The sequence below is a fragment of the Terriglobia bacterium genome, from assembly GCA_020072785.1.
In the GTDB taxonomy this organism is placed as follows: domain Bacteria; phylum Acidobacteriota; class Terriglobia; order Acidiferrales; family UBA7541; genus Acidiferrum.
In genome coordinates this window covers 1,132,449-1,153,462 of sequence record JAIQGG010000002.1, presented here as the reverse complement: position 1 = coordinate 1,153,462, position 21,014 = coordinate 1,132,449, and the positions used below count along the sequence as shown (strand labels likewise).

Here is a 21,014-nt window from a genome sequence, read left to right as displayed (position 1 = left end):
CGGACAATGAGCGCAGAAGCGGACAAAAAGATTCGCCTCCTGATCGTGGACGATTCCACCTTCATGCGTAAGGTGCTGGAGACCATTTTCTGCAGCGAACCGAACTTCCAGGTGATCGGTCAGTGCAAGGACGGCCGGGAGGCTGTCGCTCTGGCGGAGTCGCTGCAGCCTGATGTCATCACCATGGACATCAACATGCCGCACATGAACGGATTGCAAGCCACGGAAAAGATCATGTCCTCTAACCCGCGGCCGATCGTGATCGTCACGTCGGAGTCGAAGGAAGGCACTGGCGGAACGCTGCGCGCGCTCGAACTCGGCGCGATCGAGTTCGTCTCCAAGCCCTCGAGCGGCATCGACCTGGACATGCACAGCGTCAAGGAAGACCTGCTGCGCAAGGTGCGCATGGCCGCCAAGGTGCGCGTGGTGCGCACGGTGGCCCGCGCGAAACGCGTTCCGGTGCCAGCCAGCGGCGGGGAGGACACCGCAAAACCCGGGGCGGGCGAGCATCCGGTTCTGGCGGCTTCCGCCGATCAGCGCTTTCCGGTCGTGGTCATCGGCGCGTCCACCGGCGGCCCCGCCACCGTGATGCGCCTGGCGCCCGGCTTTACGCGCGACTTCCCTGCCGCGATCGTGCTCGTTTTGCACATGCCGCAGGCTTTTACGACCCAGTTCGCAGTGCAGCTCGCGGAATTCACCGGCATCCGCGTCAAGGAGGCCGAACACAACGAGGCGCTGCAGACCGGCACGCTGTACGTCTGCCCCGGCTCGAAGCACCTGCGCGTCACGCCGAGGGGCCGCGTCCAGCTCGACGACATCAGCGGGCGCATCAACGGCTATCTGCCGTGCATCGACGTTTCCATGGAAAGCATCGCGGCGTACGCCGGGGCCATGACCATCGGCGCGGTGCTGACCGGAATGGGCGCCGACGGCGCACAGGGCGCCAAAGCCATCCGGACGGCCCGCGGGCTGGTTCTGGCCCAGGACGAGGCCACTTCCGTGATCTTTGGCATGCCGGCAGAAGCGATCAAGCTAAACGTCGTGGACCAGGTTCTGCCGATTGACGAAATTTACGGGGCGATCGAGAAGCGCGTCATCGCACTGACCCGCCCCATGCCGGTCGGAGCGCGCTGATGAATTTTGCGTCACAGCCTGCCGCCAAGGGCCGGGCGATCCGCCCCGAACAGATGATCCTGTTCCGCATCGGCAGCCAGCTGTTTGCCATTTCCGCCAGCGTGGTGCAGGAAATTCGCAGCGCGGACAGCGTCGCCAGCGCGGCGGCGGACATTCAGCAGCCCGGATTGCGCAAGGTACGCTCGCACGTGCGCCGCGGGCAGCGCACGCTGTATCTCGTGCATGGCGGGACGCTTTTCGGACTGCCGCCTTCGCAGGCGACGCTGGTTTTCCTGTTCCGCAATCGCCGTGCAGCGTTGCTGGTGGATGCCATCGATCGCATGGCGGCGATCACGCGGCTGCAAGCGGTGCCGCAGGCTTTTTGCAACGAGGAACGCAACTGGTATCGCGGCTTCGTGACCATGGAAAACGCCGTAATCCCGGTGGTGAATCCCGACGGCCTGCTGCTCGCGCAGGAAATTGCCCAGTTGGACGCCGGCGTCGAACCAGCCGCGGCGGAAAGCGCGGCGGCGGAGCTTGCAGCGGTCCCGGAAAGCGCAGCGGCAGAAGAGGCCGCCGCGGAAGGCGACGGCGCAGCGGAGCTGCTCGACGGGGAAAGCGAATCCTCGGAGAGCGGCGTTCTGCAAGAAGCCGCCATGGAATACCCCGCGGAGGACGCGGACGGGCAGGATCCGGCATGAACGCGACACTCGAAACCGGCGCACAGTCGTTCGTGCTCCTGCGGCTCGGCGACCGGCAGTTTGCGCTGCCGGCCGAACGCATCGGGGAGCTGGTGCCGGCGAGCCGCGTCTTTCACTTCCCGCACCGCACCCCGCAACTCGAAGGCGTGATCCTGCGCCGCGGGCGCATCGTGCCGGTCTGCGACGTCTCGGAAATGCTCACCGGCCGGCGCATGACCAGCCGGCGCCTCTATCTTCTGGCCTTGCGCCACTACGCCGCAGGCGTGGAAACCGTGGCCATCCCGGTGACGGGAGAGTGCGAACTGATTACCACGGAGATGACCGCCGCGGAAGGGGAGCATCCGCCGCATGTGCAGGGCTGGCTTTCCAACGCCGGCAATGTCATCGAGGTGTTGCAGTTGGACCATCTCCTCCCGGGGCCCGAGTTGTTTGCAACTCCGGAAGGCGTTGCGCCCGCGCCGGAGGCCCGGCCATGAGCCTGCCCGGACGCCCGCCCAAAATTCTTTTGATCGACACGAATGTCTATTTCGCGAAGCGCCTGGGGGACGCGCTGAAACAGGAAGGCTTTGATGTGGTGAGCTCCACGCAGCCGGCCTACGCCCTCACCATGCTCGAGTACGACACGCCCGCGGCGATTCTCTGCGCCACGAACCTGCGCGAGATGGGCGCTCTGGAAATCGCGCAGATCGTCCATGCCGATCCGAAGAACGCCACCCTGCCGGTCATCGCTCTGGGCGACGGCAACCAGCGCGCCCTGATGGAGGCTTTCCAGGCGGGCTGCGAGGACTATATCGACCGCAAGCGCAGCCCCGCGGTCATCGCCGCGCACATCAAGAGCCTCCTGGTCAGCAAGATCGAGGGCTTCCAGCCCACGCAGATGCTGCCGCAGGCCGATACCAGCCTGAGCGGCAGCCTCACGCACCACGATCTTCCCGGCGTCATCCAGCTCCTGGTGCAGGCCCGCCAGACGGGGGCGCTGCACATCAACGCCACCGGGCTCGACGGGGTAATTTTTTTCGATGCCGGGGAGATCTGCCACGCGGAGTGCGGCGCGTTGTTCGGCGACGAAGCCGTCATCCACATACTGAAGAGCTGCGTGCAGAACGGAGAGGGCGTGTACAAGTTCCTGTACGGCTCCAGCTCCGGGCAACGCACGGTTCTGCGTTCCTCGACCGACTTGATGCTCGACGCCATGCGCGAGTTCGACGAGAGCCAGCGCGACATGGCAGACAAGGAAGCGCCATGAGCGAAACGTTTACCTTGCCGCCCGCCGGAGATCCCGGCGTGAAGCGCGCGCCGACCGTCTATTTCATCGACGACAGCGCCACCATGCGCGAAGTGATCAAGATCGCTTTCCGCAAGGAGAACATCCACGTCATCACCTGCGCGGATGCGGCTTCGGCCCTGGCGCAATTCGAGGCCACGCCTCCCGACGCGGTCATCACCGACGTCATCATGCCCGATCAGGACGGCTATTCCGTGTGCAGTCAGATCAAGGAGAATCCACTCTACAGCGCGACGCCCGTGCTGCTGATGTCGGGCGTGGTCAATAAGAGCGTGGCCGACAGGGCCGTGGCCGTGAAGGCCGACGAATTGATCCGCAAGCCCTTTCAGCCGCAGGAGCTCATCGCCCGGGTAAAGGCGTTTCTGTTCCCAGGGGAAGCCCCGGCCGCGCCGCCCGCGCACGCATCCGCGCAAGCGCCACACGCGCTGAGCAATCTTTTCGCTCCGCCGCCCGCTTATGCTCCTCCGCCTCCGCCCACGCACGCGAGCGAGTCGGCCTGGCCCCGCGCCCTCGCGGACGCTTTCTCGCACGCTCCGGCGGCCGCGCCGCCGGTGCATTCTGCTCCCTCGCAGCGCCCTGCGAGCTTCCCCATGCCGCAGCGCCCGACCGCGCCTGCCGGCCATGAGGTCCAGCGGCTGCGCTCGGAGATCATGCGCCTGGAGATGCTGGTGAAAAAGCTGCAGACCGAGCTGCAAATCGAGCGCGAATATTGTCAGGCACTCGAACAGCACATCCACACGTTGCAGGAATCCGAGTAGTCCTCGCTCCCGGGGGGCTGGTGTCGCCGTGGCGCGTGCGGCGCCGATTTCCATTTGGAGAGCCGGAGCCGCGGCGGCGAAGGCGCGCCGATCCGCAGGGCCAACCCCGAAGTGGTCTCCCCGCTGCAGACCGCCGAAACGCAGGCGGAACGCCCCGAGCATCCCTGAAAAGAAACGAGTTGAAGGGGTTTCGGCAGAGAGACCTTTTCCAAGAAAAAGATTTTGGGTAGAGGGAGCAAGACTACCCCCACCCCCCGTGTTTTTAGCAAAGAGTGCGCAAAAGATTGATTTATTGGGAGTTGTGTTGCGCTGTGTGCGAATCAGTGCAAAAGAGTGCGCAAGAGTATGAAACGAAAGAATTTTAAGTCGTGTAGATTTCCGTTGATACGAAAGAGTGCGGAAGTGCTGATTTGAAAGGGGTTGTGGGAGGGGGAAGGAGTGTTGCGGGGCGGGCGGTGGCACGGACAAGGGGCGAGGTCCGATCTCCTCCGCGCCAAAACCAGAATCACTATAACGCAGAATGTACTCAGAGTCTATATAGATTAGTGGTATTTCGACCTAGTTGTGGCGCTGCAGGATGCCAGCGAGATCGGCTGGGGACCTGGATACATCGTGATCCCAAACGCCGAAGCCACCGTGGGCATTCACGGCTTGAACCCATTCCCGCAGGAAATCCCGTTTGGTCCCGTCTTGCTGACCTTCCTGGCCTTTGACTTCGAGGACCAACATCTTGCCGTTCGAGAGGCGGATGAGGTAGTCGGGGCGGTACTTGAGGACGACACCTTTGAAAACATAAAGGACCTCAAAGCCCAGATGGTCGTTTTTGACCCACGCCGCGACATTGGAATTGCGGTCAAGCTCAAATGCTTCGCTGGCTTCCCAGCGGGAATCGAATACGCAGAGATTGATGTGAGAACGGACAGCGGGCTCGCAGGGGCGGCGAGTAAACCAGGGCTGCATGTCGCCGGTGGAGCGGATGGGGCGTTCCTTGTCGAAGACAGGAACAACGGCGAGCGCGTTTTCAAAACGGATGGCTTCCCAGAGATGCTGGACGATCCTGGTCATGTTTAAGGTGTAGAGGATGCGGCGACGGACTTCGTCCTGGCTGAAGAGCGGCGGGGAGACGACAATCTGGCCGCTAGTAAGATATTTTTCCGTGAGGCGAATGACCTGAGCGAGAAGGTATTCGCGATTGGCTTTCCAATTGGGCTTCATCAGGTCGTAGACTTCGGCGGCGGACTGGAAAATGACACGCTGCATGCGCTGTTCTCTGCCTAGTTTTTCGACATCAATACTGGTGAGTTTCGTGACGTCCGGTTTACCGTCGATGACGGGAGCAAGGTCGGCAATCGTTGGAGTTTCGTACGCGTCGAGAGTCAGAGGTTTGGTCTTTGAAAGATCGAGGGTCAGTTCCGGGCGGTACTCGTGATCGATGCGAATGATGTTCGGCCATGAGATTTCGAGGCCCTTGCGCTCGGGGAGAGGCTGAATTTTTGAAGTGGGCTGCGGTGGAGGCGGGGGAAGAGCGTCCTCATCTCCTTCGTGAGGCATGAAGGTGAAAGGCACGCCGAAAATGTTGACGTATTCGGCGGTGAAAAGGCCTGTTTTCGCATCCACGTCATAAGAGGTGCGGCGGAGGCCCCGGCCTACGACCTGCTCGCAGAGAAGCTGTGAGGTGAATGCGCGAAGACCCATGATGTGCGTAACCGTCTTGGCGTCCCAACCTTCCGAAAGCATGCCGACGGAAATGACGGCATGGATTTGTTCGCCGGGCTGGCCTACCTGGCCAACCGTGTCGACGATCCGGCGAAGTGTTTCAGCGCGCTGCTGTTTCGTCTGCTTTTTGGCGGGTATTTCCGTTTCTTCCTCAGAACTCTCTTCGGCGGCAGCGTTCGTTTCGATTTCCGGAGCTTCTTCCTGGGCTTCGGCTTCGCCAAGGACTTTGGAATCGATGTGAAGGATCCCTTCCAGTTCGCCGAGTTTTTCAATGGGGATTTTCTTGTGGGACAGCGCGTACCCGACGCGTGCGGCGGTGTGCGTGAGATTGGCGACAGTAATCATGACGGGAGGCGTGGGAGCACCTTCGCTTTCCCAGCGCTTGCGAGTCTCGTCCCAGTCATTTCCCAGGATGGTATAGGCGGTATTTACGAGATCCGGAAGAGGCACATGAGGTTCGACTTTCTGATTGATGTCCTCCTTGACGCTCTGGTCTGCGTAGATATGGTAGAGGCGGGATTTGAAGTCTTTCCCGAGCTTGGCGTCATCCCGAATGACGACGCGAGGTGTTTTGACGAGGCCGGATTCGATGGCGTCATTGAGGCCAAAGTCGCTGACGATCCACTGGAACAGAGTTTCCTCGCCGCTGCGTTTGCCGGTGGGCGCAAAGGGCGTGGCTGTAAAGTCGAAGCAGGAGAGAATTCCCCGCGTGCGGTTAATGCGGTCGAGGCCGCCGACCCACTTGGTGGCCTCTTCAATGTCCTCCTTGGCCACGCCCTTGATGGTGGACTTGGGCGCGATGCGCCAAGCGTGGTGGGCTTCGTCGTTGATGACGACGATATTTTGGGCCGTAGCCATGTCTTCGAGGACTTCGCGGACGTAGGCTTCGTCGCTTAGCGCGCCGCGTTTATCGACGGATTTCCGTTTGGCGATACGTTCTTCAGATTCCCAATCAAGTTTGTGCCAATTGACAATTTTGAATTTGCCCTGGCGAAGAGGGTCCTCAAGGCCAGACGGAATGAGGCTGAATTCCCTGTAATAATCGTTCGGGCCGGGACTGAGGACTTGAAGGCGGCTTTTGACAGTCAATCCCGGTGCGACAATGAAAATGTTCTTGGAGAAGCGTTTGTCCTGGGGGTAGGTGACTTTGTTTAAGACCTGCCAGGCGATGAGCATGGCCATGACGATGGTCTTGCCGGAACCGGTGGCCATTTTGGAGCAGAGGCGGGGGAAGTCGCCGCCGTCGGAGGGGATGATAATGCCTACGCGTTCTGAGGCGGGGGCCTCGGTGAGCCAGATTAAGGTTTCGATGGCTTCGAGCTGGCAGAAGAAGAGGCGGCGGTTTTCGCGTTGTTCAGGATCGCGCCAATGTTTGAGGAGACGTTTGGTGATGCCGGAGACGCCGGGGTAGTCGGCTTCGCGCCAGGCGTTCACGCGAGGACGAATTTTGTTGGGGAGAGGGAGTTCGATAAAAATTCCGGGGTCATCGATGGCCTTTGAGGATTCCGTTGCGCGTATGTAGCCCGCGGGGCGGCGGCCGGGGATTCGGGAAAAGAGTTTGGATGCAGCGTCGCGTTTCCAGTATTCGCGCGGCTCTTCGTATGGGGAGTTGATGATGAGCTGGTCGATGGTTCTGGATGGTGCAGACATCGAAGAGAGATTCCTCGCTCCGCTCGGAATGACGGCAACAGCAAAAGACCAACCAAGAGCCGGGCTTCCCGGCTAAAAGCGCCGGGACGCAGAAAACGCGAAAGCCCGGCATCTACATAAGGCAAAAACAAAAACCAAAGAGCGGGCACGGCAGTGCCGTGCCCCTACAAGAACATCACAACTGCAAAACCTTCAGGCTTTCGATGCCGCGGTCGTCGATCACTTTTACGGCGATGCGTTTGTGTTCGCCCGGGGCAAACGGTAAAGAGACGGTGCCGCGATAGGCTTCGATCAGTTCGGGATCGATTTCGGCTTTCAGATTTCTGGCCAGCTTGGCCCAGCCTTCGTCTTCGTCGGCCAGGGGAAAGAAGACCTGACGGGGATAGAGGCTGCGGCCATCGTAGTCAGTATCGAGGAGCCACATGGCGATCTTCGCGGTGTCGCCGGATTCGATGGCGCCGGTGCGGGTGTTGTAGTAGTCGAAGCCGCGGACCTCGGCCTGGTATTTGCCTTTGCCGTCCCCGGATTTGATTTGGCGGAGATCCACGTCGGGGCGGCCGACGAGCCAGAAGGATTGGTTGCTGGAGCGTTTTTTCTTGAGGTCGTCGGTGAGGAGATCGGCGTTCATCTGGGCGGTGAGGAAGGTCATGCCGCTTTTTTCCCTGGTGAGGTCGTCGATGTCCTTGGCGGCTTCGGGGTCGAACTGGAAGGCGGCGAAGACGAGGATTTCCGGTTTGGGATGGAGGGTGCGGGCTTCTTCCCAGGCCAATTCGACCTGGCGCTGTTCGAGCGGGGCGTAGTCGGGGCCGAAGGAGATGACGACGCGTTCGGGGTTTGTTCCCTTGGTTTCGGCATCGGCGTGGAGCCAGCGGGTGCCGCCGAGAGGCTCGACGCGGGAGAAGTTGATCATCTGGCCGCCTTTGCCGCGGAGGCCGGTTTTGAGTAGTTCGTCGCGCCAGTCGGATTGGCGGAGAGTGGAGCCGGAACGGGCGATGGAGGCGTCGGCGGGCTGCGGCGGGGTGGCGGAGGAATGGGATGAGGAAAAAGCAGATCCCTCGCTGCGCTCGGGATGACAAACCACAGGGAGGTCGTCAATGGATTTGACGTTGGGGGCGGGGACGGCTTCAACGGTGAAGGGGCCGGAGATACGGGCGCGGGAGTTGTCGACGAGCGGCTGGTCGTATAGGGTTTCCTCGCCGGGAGGTTCGTTGTTGGCGATGGATTTGAGGGTGACGTGGGGGACTTTCTTGTATTCGAAGCCACTGCCGACGCCTTCGTCTGGATGCGCGAGTTTGTAGTAGTCGAAGGTGGCGCCCATGAAGCGTTGTTTGGCGAGAGTGGTGGCGACGCGGGAAGTGTCGCAGGTGATCCAGCGGCGGCCCCATTGTTCCGCGACAAAGGCGGTTGTGCCGGAGCCGCAGGTTGGATCGAAGACCAGGTCGCCGGGGTCGGTGGTCATGAGGATGCAGCGCTCTATTACCTTCGGGTTCGTCTCAACTACGAATTGTTTTTTTCTGGCGAATCCGCTTGTCCCGGTGTCTTCCCAGACGTTGTCTAGCTCCGATACGGGATAATCTTCGAGGTACCGCTTATAGCGGAGCGTTTCACTGAGCACCAGTATTCGGTTTGCCCTCGCAAGACGATCCATGCCTCCGTTCTTGACACTCGTCTTCCAATGAGTGTTCGGCGGACATTGGTATTTCTTGCCACGAAATTCAAAAATGCGATCGGCAGGATCGGAAGGTGCGCCCTGCGAATAGAGTGTGTCGTGTGCCAAGATTCGTAGTGTCGGCGAAATGGATTCTGGATCCCGGAGCTCTACCTTCGTCATCTGACGAGGCTCGCCGCTACCGTCACGCGGTTCGACGAGGGTGTACTGTCCGGTTCCACCGAAGCCGCCCTCCTTCGTCTGCGTCGGCTGACGAAAGCGGCGTGCGGCGAGTTCCCGGTCCTTTGCGAACCACACAAGGTAGTCTGTCGATGAGGCGAGCAGCAGCGAGCTTTGGCCACCGGTAGTTCTGAAAGCGATTAGGCCGCAGAAATTCTTTTTGTCAAAAACTTCATTCATCAATGCTCGGACATAGTGCACGTTTTCATCGGAGATTTGGACGAAGCAGGAGCCGGATTCGTGGAGGAGTTCGCGGGCGAGGAGGAGGCGGTCGCGGAGGTAGGTGAGATAGGAGTGGATGCCGAGCTCCCAGGTGTCGCGAAAGGCGCGGACCATTTCAGGTTCCTGGGTGAGGTCTTCGTCCTTGCCGTCTTTGACGTCGCGGCGATTGACGAAGGGCTGGAAATTGGAGCCGTAGCGGATGCCGTAGGGCGGGTCGATATAGACCATTTGGACCTGGCCGGCCATGCCTTCTTTTTCGAGGAGGGAGTTCATGACGAGGAGAGAGTCACCGGCGATGAGGCGGTTGGTCCAGCCGTGGGGATGGCGGTAGAAGTCCACGGCTTCGCGGAGGGGCGGGTTTTCTTCGCGGGTTTCGAAGAGGTAGCCCTGGGCGGGCTTGAGCGGGACGCCGTTGCGCTTGCGGACGGCTTCGATGATCGTGCGGGGGTCAATGCGCTCGTGGACGTGAAGGGAGACGGTGGGGATTTCGAAGGAGGTGTGCTCTTTCTTGCCGGCCCAGACGAGCTGCGGGTCGAGGTGGGGGTCGTATTCGTAGGTCTTGCGCGAGGTGACGGGCGGATCGGTCTGCGGAGTGACCAGGCCGACGGGGGGATTGTTGACGCGGGTTTTGTCCTTGTGGTCGTACTGTTCGATGGGGCGTTTCCTGGATTTTACGTCGGTCTGTGCTTTTGGTCGTTTCTGTTTGGCCACGAAGCGCTCCCGCGAAAGGACGGAAGTTCCGCCCGGCGAGATTCTACCCGAGCGTTATCTCTAATGCCAGTTGACACTTGCTAAAGGGCGTCTCACAGAGAGGAGTGGCCGGGCGGCGAAGGTGACAGCGTCCCGGCCGGGGCGGGATAAATGGCGCCGCCGCTAGCAGAGCAGCTACTTGCGCGAATGCGCGGGCGAATGTCTGCAAGCGGAGTGCAAGTGCATGTGCAAGTGCGTGTCAACTTCCCCGGTTGACCGTTTTGCGATGATTCAGTAGCCTCGCAGTGGCAATTTTATGCGCCTTCGGGGAGGGACACTTTATGTCTGACGAAAAACAAATCCCGGAGCCGGCCTCCGGGCGGGGGCAGGCCATCTCGCGCCGCGAATTCGCGGTGCGCGCGGCTCTGGCCTCGGCGGCCAGCACGCTGGTTCCGGGCGCGCTGCTGGCCACACCCGGCGCACAAGAGGTGGCCGTGGCCAGCCCGCAAGAGCCCGCCAGCACGCCCAAGCTCGCTCCCGCGAGCCAGGCCGAAGCCGAAACGCGGACCCAAGCGATCCTGTCGCGCTACGGAGAACGTCTCTCCGAGGCCCAGAAGGCGGATGTCCGCCGCCTTTCGCTGGTGCTGCAGACCCCGCTCGACGCGCTGCGCGCCTATCCCCTGGACAACGGAGATTCACCGGCCCTTTATCTCAAGCCGCTGGTCGAACGGGAAAAGCGCCCGGCGCCGCCCGCGGCGCGGGCCAAGACGCGCAAGTCCGGAAGGGGCAACTGACATGCTCGGCGAGGAAATTCTCTACCTGTCCCTGACGGAACTGGCCAAGCGCATCGAAGCCAAGCAACTGTCCCCGGTCGAGCTGACCGAAAGCTATCTGGCGCGCAGTGAAAAGCTGGGGCCGCGTTTCAATGCCTACGCCCGGCTCACGCCGGATCTGGCGCTGGAACAGGCCCACAAAGCGGAAAAGGAAATCCGCGGGGGCCACTATCGCGGGCCCTTGCACGGCATGCCCTACGCGGCAAAGGATCTCCTGGCGGTGAAGGGCTATCCCACTACCTGGGGCGCAAAACCCTATGCCGAGCAGACCTTTGCCTACAACGCCACGGTCATCGAACACCTGAACCGCGCCGGAGCCGTCCTGCTGGGGAAATCCGCCATGATCGAGCTGGCTGGAGGAATGGGCTACCGCTTTGCCTCCGCCTCGCTGACCGGCGCGGCCAAGAATCCCTGGAACACCGAATGCTGGACGTGCGGGTCCTCTTCCGGCTCGGGGGCCATCATGGCCGCCGGGCTGGCGGCCTTCGCGCTCGGCACGGAAACCTGGGGCTCCATCGTTTGCCCGGCGTCCTATTGCGGGGTCAGCGGGCTGCGCCCCACGTACGGCCGGGTGAGCCGTTACGGGGCCATGGCGCTCTCCTACTCGATGGACAAGATCGGCCCCCTCGGGCGCAGCGCCGAGGATTGCGCGCGGGTCTTTGCGGTCCTGGCCGGACACGATAGCAACGACCGCAGCACGCTGGCCGTGGACCGCGCCGCCTTCACCTATTCCCCGGCCACCGAGCGTCTCCGCGGCCCGTTGCGCATCGGCTGGCTGACCAACGCCTGGAAGGAGATGGAACTGGGGGTGGCCAAGGTAATGAACGAGACCGAGCACGTAATCCGCAAGCTTTTCCCGGGAACGAAGGACGCGGAGCTGCCTGAAGGGCCGTTCGAAGCGGCCGGCAGCGTGATCATCGGAGTCGAAGGGGCTTCGGCGTTTCGCGATCTTCTGCACTCCGGGCGCGTCGCGGAGCTGACCGACCCGCTGGGACAGATCGCGGGCTACGTCAACGAATTCATTCCGGCGAGCGACTACGTCACGGCGCTGCGCGTGCGCGACGTCCTCCAGCACAAGATGGACGACCTCTTCCAGTCCTACGACGTCCTGGCCACCGCGGCCGAGCCCGTCGCCGCCAACAAGCTGGACCTCAACCTCGAGACCGGCCTGACCTTTGCCGACCCTCTCGGGGGCATTGGCAATCTCTGCGGCCTGCCCGCGCTTTCCGTACCCTGCGGATTCACCGCGGACAATCTGCCCGTAGGGTTGCAACTGGTGGGCCGCGCCGGAGACGACCTGGCGGTCATTCAAGCGGCGCGCACCTTCCAGCAGAGAACGAACTGGCACCGCAAGCATCCGCGGATCGCCTAAGCGGGACAGACAGGAATACCCTTCCTGGCAAAGCATCTGCCGAAGAAGCACAGGCTGGCCGAATCTAAAATTAGGAGGGAAGGGACCGGGAGAGCAGTTCGCGTACGGCGCGGAGCATGGTCGCGCGGCCGAACGGCTTGGTGAGCAGTTTCGAACAGTCGCCTTGCAACTGAGACTGCGCCGCTGCCTGCTCCGTATAACCGGACATGAAGATCACGCGGCCCACGGCACGCAGCGCCTGCATGCGCTCCGCCAGTTCCCGTCCGGTCATTCCCGGCATGACCATGTCCGTCACCAGCAAGTCGATCGCGCCGGCGTGTCGCTCCGCGAGGCGCAGGGCTTCTTCGCCGTCGCCGGCCTCCAGCACCACGTAGCCGCCGGACTCCAGGAACTCGCGAGCTACCTCGCGCACGTCCTGCTCGTCTTCAGCCAGCAGGATGGTCTCGGTGCCGCGGGGAATCTCCGCGACTTTCACCGAGGCGCCGGTCTGCTCCACCGGCTGATCCACGCGCGGCAGATAGATCTTGAAAGTGGTGCCCTTGCCCAGTTCGCTGTACACCCAGATCCAGCCGCCGCTCTGCTTGACCACGCCATAGACGGTCGCCAGCCCCAGGCCAGTTCCCTTTCCCTGCTCCTTGGTGGTGAAAAAGGGCTCGAAGATGTGCGCCTGCGTTTCCGCATCCATGCCCGTGCCGGTATCCGAGACGGCCAGCAGGACGTAGCGTCCCGGCTGCACCATCGGATGGGTCGCATTGTAATGTCCGTCCAGATCCACGTTGCCCGTCTCGATCAGCAGCCGGCCGCCGGAGGGCATGGCGTCCCGCGCGTTGACCGCCAGATTCATGATGATCTGTTCCATCTGGCTGGCGTCCGCGCGAATCGAGCCGAGATCCGCCTGCTCGTGGACCACCAGCTCGATATCTTCCCCGATCAGCCGCGGCAAAAGCTTGCCCATCTCCACAACGATCTGGTTGAGGTTCAAGACCCGCGGCTGCAGCACCTGCATGCGGCTGAAAGCCAGGAGTTGCCGCGTGAGGGACACGGCGCGGTCCGCCGCGCGGTCGATCTGCTCGATCTTGCGGGAGGCCTGCGGCGTCGCCGCCAGCGAGCTGAGCAGGAGTTCCGTATGCCCCTTGATGACCATCAGCAAGTTGTTGAAATCGTGCGCCACGCCGCCTGCCAGCCGCCCCACCGCTTCCATCTTCTGCGCCTGGCGCAACTGCTGTTCCAGAAGCTGGCGCTCGGTGATATCCCGTGCCACGACCAGACACACGTGACGTCCCCCGTATTCCAGTTCGTGCGCGATCACTTCGGTTTCAATCACCTTCCCGTCTTTCCTGCGGTGCTTGAAGTTGCCTGCGAAACGCCCGCCGCCCATGGCTAGCGATTCCGCCATCCGCCGCAACACCAGCTGGGGGTTTTCCTCTGCGCAGATTCCCATTACGGTCATCTGGCGGAACTCATCCGCCGTAAATCCGTACTGCTTCTCCGCGGATTCGTTCACTTCGATGAAGAGCAGGGTATCGAAATCGAAAACCCAGGTAGGGATCGGGTTATGCGCGAACAGGAGACGGAACGTCAATTCGCTTTTGCGCAGCGCGTCTTCCGCGCGGCGCCGCTCAATGGCCAGCGCGATGGTGCCGCCCACGGAATCGAGAAATTCCAGATCGCGCTTGTCGTAAACGTCTTCCTGCTCGTAATGCTGCACCACCAGCACGCCGATCGTAGCCGTCGGCGTCTTCAGCGGCACGCCCAGCCAGGCCGGCGACGGCGAGCCCACCAGCTCCACTTCGCCGGACTCCACCAGGCGGTCAAACTTCGCCTGGGGGATAAGCTCCGCGCGCCCGGTGCGAAACACATAAGCCGTACAGCTCCGCCCGATCTTCTGCGGCGGCGGCGCGGTATCGAAACGGTCCACAAAGAAAGGAAACTGAAAGGTGCCGGTTTCCGGATCATGCAGGGCGATAAAACAGTTCTCCGCGTAGAGCACCTTTTTCAAAGCCTGGTGAATGCGCGCGAGCAGCTCATCGAGGTTGCTGGTCTGGTTCAGCGCGTGGATGACTTCCGCGATGACCCGCCGCTCGGACTCCATGCGAAGGCGCTCGGTGACATCCCGATAGTTGGCGACGATGGCCCCGATGGCGGGCTCGTGCAGATAGCTTTGTCCGACGGCTTCGAACTGCCGCCACGACCCGTCCTTGCAGAGCAATCGGCAGCGCCCATTCATCTCCGCACCAGCCTGATTGGCCAGGGACTGAAAGCTCAGGCGTGCCGCGGCCAGCTCCTTGGGGTGGAGTAAAGAGAGGATGCTGGTTCCCAGGATCTCTTCCGGGGAATATCCTAAAATCGTTGTAAACGCAGGGTTTATGTAGAGGAGCGTTCCATCCGCGCCAAGCAGCACGAACAGATTGCGTGAACTCTTGACCAGGGCAAAGAGCTGTTCGGCCCGGGGCTGGATTCCAGAGTCTTGGGAGACGCGATGTGCCATAGAGTCGCGAAAACCTCTGTCCGACGCGCACAGCCAACGGCGGACAAGGCTTTTGCGCAGTATCCTCTTTAGCCACTTACCTTAACGTCGAAATTGGCCCGTGTGAAGCTCGGATGACCCACTAGCCTACAGCACTACGTGATAATCGATACTTTTATCTTAAACCTTTTTCCCACTTTGGAACTGCCACGGGAACAAATGTTTCCAAAGCATAATGCCACAACATGCCCTTCCGGCCATGGCTTTTTTCCCATCTCCTTCACCCCGCCCGGGCCTCATGCTAGGCTTGCGGCACCCGCGGCGGCAGGCGGCGCGTTTTTTACCGTGCTGACCAGCCGTCTCTTTTTCGAGGAGGTTTCGAAGCGATGCACCTCATCCTGAGCCACATGTTTGTCCTGGGGCTACCCGTGCTGGAGAAGGTCTTGCGCCCGGTAATCGTCTACGCCTTTCTGGTGATCAGTCTGCGCCTCGCCGGAAAGCGGGAGCTCGCCCAGCTCAATCCCTTCGACCTGGTCGTCCTGCTGACGCTTTCCAATACCGTGCAGAATGCCATCATCGGCGACGACAACAGCGTGACCGGAGGGATTATCGGCGCTTCGGCGCTGCTCCTGATCAACGCCCTGGTCGTCCGCTTTCTCTATAATCACCGCAAGCTCGATGAATTCGTCGAAGGTTCCCCGGACATCCTGATCGAAGACGGCAAGGTGCGCACCCGCAACCTCCGCCGCGAGCTCATCACCATCGCCGAACTTGAAGCCGCCGCACACAGACAGGGATTCGAATCCCTCTCCGATGTTCAGCAGTGCGTCCTGGAACCCGGCGGGACCCTGGTATTCATCGGGAAGAAGCCGCAGCCCGACGAGAAGCGGCACCTCGAACTGCTGGCGCGGCTGGACCAATTGACGGCGGAGTTGACGCGCAAGCGCGGGGGAGAGCCCGCGGCATCCCACTGATTACAGATTGCTTGAATTTAAAGGAAAACGGAAAGGTTAGGCGCTCGCGGCCTGCAGGCTTTCCCGCACGGCAGCGATGGTGGCGGCCAGATCGGCCGGCGTGTGCGCCATGGAGACGAACAGCGCTTCGAACTGCGCCGGCGAGAGGAAGACTCCGCGGTTGAGCATCTCCCGGAAGAACCGTGCGTAGCGCGCGGTGTCCGAGCGCTTCGCGTCGTCGTAGTTGCGGACCGGCCCGGCACAGAAGAACAGGGTGGCCAGCGAGCCGCGGGCATTGATGTGCCCCTGGACGCCGCTTTCCGCGAGCGCTCGCTTCAGGTCCGCAACGAATTTTTCGGCCAGCGCGTTCAGCGCTTCATACTTCCCCGGCGCGCTCAATTCCTGCAACGTGGCGATTCCCGCGCGCATGGCCAGCGGATTTCCGGCCAGCGTTCCGGCCTGGTAGACCGCTCCGAGCGGGGCCACGTGATTCATGATCTCCGCGCGGCCGCCGTAAGCCGCGGCGGGCAAGCCCCCGCCGATGATTTTTCCCAGCGTGGTGAGGTCGCCTTCAACCCCCAGCAGGGTCTGCGCCGCGCCATGGTGCAGGCGGAAGCCGGTGATGACTTCGTCCACGATAAGCAGCGCGCCGTGCTTGCGCGTCAGCTCCCGCAGCCCGGCGAGGAAGCCCGGCTCCGGCAGGACCACGCCCATATTCGCGGCGATGGGCTCGACGATGACCGCGGCAATCTTCCCGGCATGTTGCGCGAACAAGCGCTCGACCGCGTTCAGATCGTTGTACGGCACGTTGAGCGTAAGCTCCGCCAGCCCCTGCGGCACGCCCGGACACGCCGCGATTCCCAGCGTGGCCAGTCCGGAACCCGCCTGCGAGAGAAAGCTGTCGGCATGCCCGTGGTAGCAGCCTTCGAACTTCACCAGCAGGTCGCGCTTGGTGAAGGCCCGCGCCAGCCGCAGCGCGCTCATCGTGGCTTCCGTGCCGCTGGAGACGAAGCGGATCTTCTCGAGGAACGGAACAGCCCGGGTAATCCGCGTGGCCAGCTCGATCTCCAGCTCGGTCGTCGCGCCGAAGCTGGTGCCGCGCTGCGCCTGCTCGGCAATCGCCGCGGTTACCGCCGGATGCGCGTGCCCCAGCAGCATCGCTCCCCACGAGCCGATGTAATCCAGATATTCGTTGCCGTCCGCGTCAAAAATGCGCGCGCCGCGGCCCCGCTCGATGATCAGCGGGTCGCCGCCCACCGAGCGGAAGGCCCGTACCGGACTGTTCACGCCGCCGACCAGCACCTTCTCCCCGCGCTGGAAAATCTCGCGCGAACGCCGCCGCTCCGGATTCAACGTCGCCTTGGTTGCACTCATGGCCTCTTGCTCCTCACGATTGCTTCAGCCAGCGCGCGGCATCCTTCGCGTGGTAGGTCAGGATAATGCTGGCCCCGGCGCGCTGAATCCCCGTGAGCAGCTCCAGCACCACGCGCTTCTCGTCCAGCCAGCCCTTCTGCGCCGCGGCCTTGACCATGGAGTATTCCCCGCTGACGTTGTACGCCGCCACCGGCACATGCACCTGTTCGCGCACGCGCCGGATAATATCCAGATAGGGCAGCGCCGGCTTGACCATGACCATGTCCGCGCCCTCGGCCAGGTCTTGCTCCACTTCCTTGAGCGCCTCGCAGGCGTTGGCAGGATCCATCTGGTAGCTTCGGCGGTCTCCGAACTGCGGTGTGGAATCCGCCGCCTCGCGGAACGGCCCGTAGAAGCCGGAGCAGTACTTGGCCGCATAGGACAGAATCGCGACGTCGGCAAAGCCGTTGCCGTCGAGCGCGCCACGGATCGCCGCCACGCGCCCGTCCATCATGTCCGAGGGCGCCACAATGTCCGCGCCGGCCCGCGCGTGCGAGAGCGCCTGCTCCGCCAGAATCGGCAGCGTGGCGTCGTTGGCCACTTCCCCGTTTTCAATCACGCCGCAGTGCCCGTGATCGGTGTACTCGCACAGGCAGACGTCCGTCATCACCAGCAAGCGCATCTTGGCCTTGCGGATGGCCTCGATCGCGCGCTGCACTACCCCCGTGGCCGCCAGCGAGGAACTGCCCCGCGCGTCCTTCGTTTCCGGCAACCCGAAGAGAATCACCGCCGGAATCCCCAGCGCTTCCACTTGCCGGCACTCTTCCACGATCTGGTCCACCGACAACTGGAAGACGCCCGGCATCGAGCCGACTTCCTGCCGCACCTTCGCGCCCGGGCACACGAACAGCGGATAGACCAGCCCGGCGGCGGTCAGCCGCGTTTCACGGACCAGGCCGCGCAGCGTTTCGCTGCGCCGCAGCCGCCGCGGCCGTTGCGTTGGAAAGCTCATCCTTGCCTCACTCCCGCGTGCGCCTGCCAGTGCACCGCCAACGCCGCCAGAATTCCCGCCACGCTGGCATCCGGGGCGACCACCACGTGCTCGACACCCGCTTTTCGCAGCGCCGCCGCCGTCACCGGGCCGATCGCCGCAAACACCATCTGTTTCTGCAGCGCGCGCATGCGCTCCGCTCCCAGAAGGTCCGCCAGGTGCTGCACCGCCGAAGGGCTGAAACAGAGCACGGCTTCCGCTTCGCCCCGCTCCATCTGCCGCCGGACCTCCACTTCCGCGGGAGAAGCCGCCAGCGTGCGGTAAGCGACCACTTCCGTAACCCGCGCCCCGAGCCGTACCAGCGCTTCCGGCAGCGCCGGGTTGGCGCGGTCGCTGCGCGGAAGAAAGATGCGGCACCCGCGCACTTGCCCACCCAGATCCTCCGCCAGGGCCACGCCGTGATGCGTCGCGGCCACATGGACAACCTTCAACCCCGCCTTCTCGGCGGCCTCGGCCGTAGCGGGTCCCACAGCCGCGATGCGCAGAGAGCCCGCTGCAGCGGCCAGGGAAATGCCCAGCGTCTCGCAGCGCGCGGCCAGCGCCGGCACCGCGTTCTGGCTGGTCAGCAGCATCCAGTCGAATTCCGCCAGCTCGCGCAGCGCCGCATCGAGCGGCGCAGTATTCTCCGGCGCAGCGAAGGCCACCAGCGGCAGCATCAGGGGTGTCGCGCCGAGCGCTTTCAATTCCAGGCACAGCGCCTCGCACTGCTCCGCGGCGCGCGTCACCACCACGCGCTTTCCGGCCAGCGCTGACGTGCCGTTATCCACGCTGACGCCCCACCTGCTCCAGAATGCGTCCGGCTCCCGCTTCCAGCAGCCGCTTGCCCACTTCTTTGCCCAGCTCCGCGGCCTGCTCCGGCTCCGCGCTGGCCCGCTCCCGGAAATATTCCGTGCCGTCCACCGACACCACGCAAGCCTCCAGCACCAGATCCTCCCGCTCCATGCGCGCCCAGGCGCCCAGCGGCACCTGGCAGCCGCCCTGCAACGTGCGCAGCAGAGAGCGCTCGGCAATCACCGCATTGCGCGATTCCAGATCATCGAGCTGGCCGAGCACCTCGGCGATCTCCGCATCGGCGCTCCGCGATTGGATGGTGATGGCGCCCTGTCCCACCGCGGGCAGGCACACCTCGGGAGAGAGCGCTTCGCTGATGCGCTGGCTCCAGCCCAGGCGGTCCAGCCCGGCTTTGGAGAGCACCACGGCCTCGTACTCGCCGCTCTCCGCCTTGCGCAGCCGCGTATCCACGTTGCCGCGCAGTTCGCGCACATCCAGATCCGGGCGCAGGCGGCGCAATTGCGCCTGGCGCCGCAAACTCCCCGTGCCGATGCGCGCGCCCTGGCGCAGCGTAGCCAGCGTCGCGCCATTGCCGGCCACCAGGCAATCGCGCACATCCTCGCGGCGCAGCACCGCGGGGAAAAACAGCTGCGGCGGCGTCTCCGTGGGCACGTCCTTGACGCTGTGCACGGCCAGGTCGATCGTTCCGCCGATCAGCGCCTCTTCCAGCTCCTTGATGAAGATGCCCTTCCCGCCGATCTGAGAGAGGGGCGACTGCAACATCTTGTCCCCGGAGGTCTTGATGATGATGAGTTCGGCTTCCACCCCGGCGGACTGGAAAAGCTGTTTGCGCACATGCTCCGCCTGCCATTTGGCGAGCAGGCTGCCGCGCGTGCCAATGCGCAGCGGCCTCACGGCTTCTCCCGGCCGGGCAGGAAGAGGTCGCGCAAGGCTTCGACGTTCTGAATTTTCCGGCGCAGGTCGCGCTCGCCGCGCAGCCGTTCGGCGGGATGCAGCAGCAGTTTTTCCAGCAGGCCGTCCATCAGGGCTTCGATGCGTTCCCGCTCGGCGCCGCTCAGGTGCGTCATGCCCTGCAGATGCCCCTGCAGAAACGCCGCGCGCTCCTCGTGCAGGCGCGAGCGCAGCGATTCCAGCACTCCGACCAGCTCGACGCTGCTCTGCCAGGAAAGAAATTTTCCGACGTGCTCTTCGACGATGGACTCCGCGCGCGGCACTTCGGTTTCGCGCGCGCGCCGGTTCTGCTCCACGATGTCCGTCAGCTCGTCAATGTTGTAGAGATAGACGTTGTAAAGGCTGGCGGCCGCCGGATCGATGTTGCGGGGCACGCCCAGGTCCATGAGCAGGAGGGCGCGATTGCCGCGCGCGGCCATGGCCTGGCGCACCGCTTCGCGGCTCAGCACCGCCTCCGCGGACACGGAAGACACGACGATATCCGGCGTGGCCAGCGCCGTCTGCCAATCCGCCCAATCCAGGACCCGCCCGCCAAAGCGCTGGGCCATCTCTTCCGCGCGGTCCCGCGAACGGTTCATCACCAGCAGCCGCCCGATGCCCCGGTCGCGCAACTGGTTGACGACCTGCTCGCTGATCGTTCCCGCGCCGAGCACCAGAGCCGTACGCTCCGCCAGTTTTCCGAAGATGCGCTCGGCCAGCTTCATGCCGGCGGAGGCCACCGACATCGGCCGCGTCCCCAATTCCGTCTCCGTGCGCACCCGCTTGCCGACTTCCAGCGCGCCCTGAAACAGCCGGTTGAGCACCGGCCCGGTGGCTCCAAATTCGTGCGCCGCGCGGTAGGCCTCGCGCACCTGCCCCAGGATTTCCGCTTCGCCGAGCAGCATGGAGTCCAGACCCGCGGCCACCCGGAACAGGTGGCGGATCGCGTCGCGGTCGTGATGGTGATAGAGGGAGCGGTGCAAATCATCCGGGCGTACCGCATGGAAGGTGCTCAGGTAGGCGTAGAGCGCGCCCGCGGTTTCCTGCACGCTCTCCGGGGGGACGCCGTAGAGTTCGCTGCGATTACAGGTGGAAAGCACCAGCGTCTCTTCCAGAATTCCGCGCGTGCGCAGCTCTTCCGCGGCGCGCTTGGCCTGTTCCACGGTAAACGACACCCGTTCGCGCACCTCGACGGGCGCCGTGCGGTGATTCAATCCGACGAGAACGATCTCCATCCGGT

General features: G+C 63.3%; 16 protein-coding genes. 8 read left to right on the top strand and 8 right to left on the bottom strand.

Annotation, left to right across the window (positions count from 1 at the left end; translation table 11 throughout):
- Positions 1-6: 6 nt before the first annotated feature.
- Genes LAN61_08275 through LAN61_08255 form a run of 5 tightly spaced genes read left to right on the top strand, consistent with a single transcriptional unit; the run spans position 7 to position 3,857 of the window.
- Positions 7-1,134, top strand: a complete 1,128-nt coding sequence (locus LAN61_08275) for a chemotaxis response regulator protein-glutamate methylesterase (protein MBZ5540499.1) — start codon at positions 7-9, stop codon at positions 1,132-1,134.
- Complete coding sequence (locus LAN61_08270) at positions 1,134-1,814, top strand: chemotaxis protein CheW (GenBank protein MBZ5540498.1); 681 nt, start codon at positions 1,134-1,136, stop codon at positions 1,812-1,814. Before LAN61_08275 ends, LAN61_08270 begins: the two co-directional genes overlap by 1 nt.
- Positions 1,811-2,290: a chemotaxis protein CheW gene (locus tag LAN61_08265; protein MBZ5540497.1), complete on the top strand. Its 480-nt coding sequence runs from the start codon at positions 1,811-1,813 to the stop codon at positions 2,288-2,290. The genes LAN61_08270 and LAN61_08265 overlap by 4 nt, the downstream gene beginning before the upstream one ends.
- Positions 2,287-3,060 carry a DUF4388 domain-containing protein gene (locus tag LAN61_08260; GenBank protein ID MBZ5540496.1) on the top strand — a complete coding sequence of 258 codons (774 nt, stop codon included), beginning with the start codon at positions 2,287-2,289 and terminating at the stop codon, positions 3,058-3,060. Before LAN61_08265 ends, LAN61_08260 begins: the two co-directional genes overlap by 4 nt.
- Entirely contained in the window at positions 3,057-3,857 is an 801-nt protein-coding gene (locus tag LAN61_08255) for a response regulator (GenBank protein MBZ5540495.1), read from the top strand. Before LAN61_08260 ends, LAN61_08255 begins: the two co-directional genes overlap by 4 nt.
- Before the next feature lie 558 nt (positions 3,858-4,415).
- Here the strand turns inward: LAN61_08255 and LAN61_08250 are convergent.
- On the bottom strand, positions 4,416-7,223 hold the full coding sequence (locus LAN61_08250) for a DEAD/DEAH box helicase family protein (protein MBZ5540494.1): 2,808 nt from the start codon (positions 7,221-7,223) through the stop codon (positions 4,416-4,418).
- 175 nt (positions 7,224-7,398) lie between these two features.
- A complete protein-coding gene (locus LAN61_08245) occupies positions 7,399-10,044 on the bottom strand; it encodes a site-specific DNA-methyltransferase (protein ID MBZ5540493.1) in 2,646 nt (881 codons plus the stop codon).
- Between the two features lie 320 nt (positions 10,045-10,364).
- On the opposite strand from LAN61_08245, the gene LAN61_08240 reads away from it, so the two are divergent.
- Complete coding sequence (locus LAN61_08240; GenBank protein MBZ5540492.1) at positions 10,365-10,817, top strand: hypothetical protein; 453 nt, start codon at positions 10,365-10,367, stop codon at positions 10,815-10,817.
- Between the two features lies 1 nt (position 10,818).
- The gene (locus LAN61_08235) at positions 10,819-12,228 is read left to right on the top strand and encodes an amidase (GenBank protein MBZ5540491.1); all 1,410 of its coding nucleotides are present in this window, start codon (positions 10,819-10,821) and stop codon (positions 12,226-12,228) included.
- A gap of 70 nt (positions 12,229-12,298) precedes the next feature.
- Here LAN61_08235 and LAN61_08230 read toward each other — a convergent pair whose 3' ends face one another.
- A complete protein-coding gene (locus tag LAN61_08230; protein MBZ5540490.1) occupies positions 12,299-14,716 on the bottom strand; it encodes a PAS domain S-box protein in 2,418 nt (805 codons plus the stop codon).
- Positions 14,717-15,090: 374 nt separating this feature from the next.
- Between LAN61_08230 and LAN61_08225 the strand changes: the two genes are divergently transcribed.
- Positions 15,091-15,669 carry a DUF421 domain-containing protein gene (locus LAN61_08225; protein MBZ5540489.1) on the top strand — a complete coding sequence of 193 codons (579 nt, stop codon included), beginning with the start codon at positions 15,091-15,093 and terminating at the stop codon, positions 15,667-15,669.
- Between the two features lie 36 nt (positions 15,670-15,705).
- Here LAN61_08225 and hemL read toward each other — a convergent pair whose 3' ends face one another.
- Genes hemL through hemA form a run of 5 tightly spaced genes read right to left on the bottom strand, consistent with a single transcriptional unit; the run spans position 15,706 to position 21,009 of the window.
- A complete protein-coding gene (gene hemL, locus LAN61_08220; protein MBZ5540488.1) occupies positions 15,706-17,022 on the bottom strand; it encodes a glutamate-1-semialdehyde 2,1-aminomutase in 1,317 nt (438 codons plus the stop codon).
- A gap of 13 nt (positions 17,023-17,035) precedes the next feature.
- Entirely contained in the window at positions 17,036-18,013 is a 978-nt protein-coding gene (gene hemB, locus LAN61_08215; protein MBZ5540487.1) for a porphobilinogen synthase, read from the bottom strand.
- Positions 18,010-18,819 (bottom strand): uroporphyrinogen-III synthase, encoded by an 810-nt coding sequence (locus LAN61_08210; protein ID MBZ5540486.1) that lies wholly within the window; start codon positions 18,817-18,819, stop codon positions 18,010-18,012. Before LAN61_08210 ends, hemB begins: the two co-directional genes overlap by 4 nt.
- A complete protein-coding gene (hemC, locus tag LAN61_08205; protein ID MBZ5540485.1) occupies positions 18,812-19,738 on the bottom strand; it encodes a hydroxymethylbilane synthase in 927 nt (308 codons plus the stop codon). Before hemC ends, LAN61_08210 begins: the two co-directional genes overlap by 8 nt.
- Entirely contained in the window at positions 19,735-21,009 is a 1,275-nt protein-coding gene (hemA, locus tag LAN61_08200) for a glutamyl-tRNA reductase (protein ID MBZ5540484.1), read from the bottom strand. Before hemA ends, hemC begins: the two co-directional genes overlap by 4 nt.
- Between the last annotated feature and the right edge of the window lie 5 nt (positions 21,010-21,014).

Bases quoted from the DNA above. Each gene is read 5' to 3' on its own strand.
- LAN61_08275 (MBZ5540499.1), top strand. From the start codon at position 7: ATGAGCGCAGAAGCGGACAAAAAGATTCGCCTCCTGATCGTGGACGAT.
- LAN61_08270 (MBZ5540498.1), top strand. From the start codon at position 1,134: ATGAATTTTGCGTCACAGCCTGCCGCCAAGGGCCGGGCGATCCGCCCC.
- LAN61_08265 (MBZ5540497.1), top strand. From the start codon at position 1,811: ATGAACGCGACACTCGAAACCGGCGCACAGTCGTTCGTGCTCCTGCGG.
- LAN61_08260 (MBZ5540496.1), top strand. From the start codon at position 2,287: ATGAGCCTGCCCGGACGCCCGCCCAAAATTCTTTTGATCGACACGAAT.
- LAN61_08255 (MBZ5540495.1), top strand. From the start codon at position 3,057: ATGAGCGAAACGTTTACCTTGCCGCCCGCCGGAGATCCCGGCGTGAAG.
- LAN61_08250 (MBZ5540494.1), bottom strand. From the start codon at position 7,223: ATGTCTGCACCATCCAGAACCATCGACCAGCTCATCATCAACTCCCCA.
- LAN61_08240 (MBZ5540492.1), top strand. From the start codon at position 10,365: ATGTCTGACGAAAAACAAATCCCGGAGCCGGCCTCCGGGCGGGGGCAG.
- LAN61_08235 (MBZ5540491.1), top strand. From the start codon at position 10,819: ATGCTCGGCGAGGAAATTCTCTACCTGTCCCTGACGGAACTGGCCAAG.
- LAN61_08230 (MBZ5540490.1), bottom strand. From the start codon at position 14,716: ATGGCACATCGCGTCTCCCAAGACTCTGGAATCCAGCCCCGGGCCGAA.
- hemL (MBZ5540488.1), bottom strand. From the start codon at position 17,022: ATGAGTGCAACCAAGGCGACGTTGAATCCGGAGCGGCGGCGTTCGCGC.
- hemB (MBZ5540487.1), bottom strand. From the start codon at position 18,013: ATGAGCTTTCCAACGCAACGGCCGCGGCGGCTGCGGCGCAGCGAAACG.
- hemA (MBZ5540484.1), bottom strand. From the start codon at position 21,009: ATGGAGATCGTTCTCGTCGGATTGAATCACCGCACGGCGCCCGTCGAG.